1 protein-coding gene is annotated in these 1,706 nt (G+C 68.4%); it reads right to left on the minus strand.

Annotated elements, in window-relative coordinates; genetic code table 11:
• The coding region (glgX, locus tag EN742_RS34125) for a glycogen debranching protein GlgX (RefSeq protein ID WP_128333829.1) at nt 1-1,706 on the minus strand (1,706 nt) is incomplete at both ends.

Here is a 1,706-nt window from a genome sequence, read left to right on the forward strand (position 1 = left end):
GCGAGACGATGCCGCCGCGCATCGTTCCAGTCGGCCTCGCCGAGCGGCGAGCCGGTTTCGGTCAGCCATGCGACGTCGGGATCGTCGGAACCGGCTTGCGGCTGGCCGCTCAGGAAGCGCGTGTCCGCAAGCGCCGGCGCGGCGCGGCGCAGCGCGGCGAGCGCAGCCGCGTACCGCTCAAGCGCATGGTTGCGGCCTGTCCAGTCAAGCCAGGTGATGGCATTGTCCTGCGCATAGGCGTTGTTGTTGCCTCGCTGCGTGCGGCCGAACTCGTCGCCCGCCGTCAGCATGATCGTGCCGCGCGAGGCGAACAGGATGGCAAGCAGCGCGCGCTGATCGCCGAGCCGCGCCTCGGCAATCGATGCGTCGTCCGTGTCGCCCTCGGCGCCATTGTTCCAGGACAGGTTGTCGCCGTGACCGTCGTGGTTCTGCTCGCCATTGGCCTCGTTGTGCTTTTCCTCATAGGCGACGAGGTCGGCCAGCGTCATGCCGTCATGCGCGGCGATGAAATTGACCGTGCGGCTCGTCGCAAGCGCGGCCCTAGCGAAGACATCGGATGAGCCGGCAAGCCGGGTAGCCAGCGCGCCGATCGTGCCGGCATCGCCGCGCCAGAAGCGCCTGGCATCGTCGCGGTAGCGGTCGTTCCATTCGAGGAAGGGTCGGGAAAAATTGCCGAGCTGATAGCCGCCCGGGCCGATGTCCCAGGGTTCGGCGATCAGCACCCGGTCGGCCAGCAACGGGTCGCCGGCGATGGCTTGAAGCAGCGGCGCTTGCGGGTCGAACGGGCCGTCGACGCGGCCGAGCACTGGCGCCAGGTCGAAGCGGAAACCGTCGACGCCGGCAGCGCGGACGAAATGGCGCAGCGTGTCGAGCACCATTTCGCGGACGACCGGATGGTCGCAGGCGATGGTGTTGCCGGTGCCGGTGTCGTTGACCAGCCTGCCGTCCGGCTCGTGCCGGTAGTAGGCCTGGGCATCGAGGCCGCGCAGCGACAGCGTCGGACCGAAGCGGTCGCTCTCGCCGGTGTGGTTGAAGACGAGGTCGAGGATCGTGCCGATCCCGGCCTTGCGCAAGGCGTCGACCGTGTCGCGCAATTCGGCCAGGCCGCCCGGCGCCAGGCGCGGATCGAGCGCCATGAAGGTGACGGGATTGTAGCCCCAGGCGTTGTGGAGCCCGAGCGGCGGCAGATGCCGCTCGTCGATCGAGGCGGTGATCGGCATCAGTTCGACAGCGGAGACGCCGAGCTTTTGCAGATGCTCGATCACAGCCGGATGGGCGAGCGCGGCGATGGTGCCGCGCTGCGCTTCCGGGACGTCGGGATGCAGCTTGGTGAAAGAGCGGACATTGAGTTCGTAGATCAGGCCGCCGGGCTGGAACAGGGGTGGTAGGGCTGGCAGCAGCGGCGGCAAGGCGCATGCCACCGACTTCGGCATCAGCGGCGCGGTGTCGGCGCCTTCGTTGCGCTTGGCGGCAAGCCGCCAGTGGTACTGGTAGGGCCGGTCGATCTCGATCGCATAGGGATCGGCGAGAAGCTTTTCAGGATCGAACCACAGGCCGCGTTCAGGCGCGTAGTCGCCGTCCGCCCGGAAGCCGTAGCGCACGCCGTCGGAAAGGCCGGAGACGAGGAGCGCGTGCCCGCCCTCGCCTTGCGGCTGGAGTTCGAGCCGGTCGATCTCGTGCGCACCGCTGTCGTCAAAGATCGAGAC

It is taken from the genome of Mesorhizobium sp. M4A.F.Ca.ET.020.02.1.1 (assembly GCF_004022645.1).
GTDB lineage: Bacteria > Pseudomonadota > Alphaproteobacteria > Rhizobiales > Rhizobiaceae > Mesorhizobium.